Annotated in this window: 2 protein-coding genes and 1 pseudogene; all 3 read left to right on the top strand. The window is 56.3% G+C overall.

Annotation, left to right across the window (positions count from 1 at the left end):
• Positions 1-143: pseudogene (locus HMPREF9163_RS12390) on the top strand (virulence protein); the annotation flags it as partial.
• The gene (locus HMPREF9163_RS04880) at positions 127-363 is read left to right on the top strand and encodes a DUF4314 domain-containing protein (protein WP_009440563.1); all 237 of its coding nucleotides are present in this window, start codon (positions 127-129) and stop codon (positions 361-363) included. The pseudogene HMPREF9163_RS12390 and the gene HMPREF9163_RS04880, both read left to right, overlap by 17 nt.
• Positions 360-536 (top strand): DUF5049 domain-containing protein, encoded by a 177-nt coding sequence (locus tag HMPREF9163_RS04875; RefSeq protein WP_009440562.1) that lies wholly within the window; start codon positions 360-362, stop codon positions 534-536. Before HMPREF9163_RS04880 ends, HMPREF9163_RS04875 begins: the two co-directional genes overlap by 4 nt.
• Positions 537-590 lie beyond the last annotated feature (54 nt).

Here is a 590-nt window from a genome sequence, read left to right as displayed (position 1 = left end):
TCCGCTGTTTCCTCCTGCGCCTTGGCATGATCGGGAGTGCCTACAAAGAGTCGCGAAAGATTCTCTTGCAGAACCTCACGGGCAGCAGCGCCTTTAAGAGTGGACATCGGAAGGGAGATGAGCGTCATGCGGTTTCCGAGTAGGGAGCAGATCGCCGTGCTTCGAGAGCGGTATCCGCGCGGGACTCGGGTGGAACTCCTCGCAATGGACGATCCGCAAGCCCCGCCGACGGGAACGATGGGCGAGGTCATGGGCGTTGATGATGCAGGGCAGATTCTCGTTCGGTGGGAGACAGGATCGTCGCTCAGTCTGATCCCCTGCATGGACTCCTTCCGCATCGCAGAGAAAGGCGGCAGATCATGAACGAGACGGTTTTCGCACAGATCATGGACATCCGCGAGAGCGGACGGGTGAATATGTTCGACGTTCCCGGTGTTCAGCGCATGGCATTTGAGATGGGATTCTACGAACTTGTCTGCTTCATCGAGGAAGACCGTGCGGTGTATGTACGATTTATCCTCACGGGTGAAAAATAGCCTGCGATTCTAGGGATTTAGCACAGCCTTTCGGGGCTGTGTTTCTCTCGAAAA

This window comes from Selenomonas sp. oral taxon 138 str. F0429 (genome assembly GCF_000318175.2).
Lineage (GTDB): Bacteria > Bacillota > Negativicutes > Selenomonadales > Selenomonadaceae > Centipeda > Centipeda timonae.
This window is presented reverse-complemented; position numbering and strand designations above follow the sequence as displayed.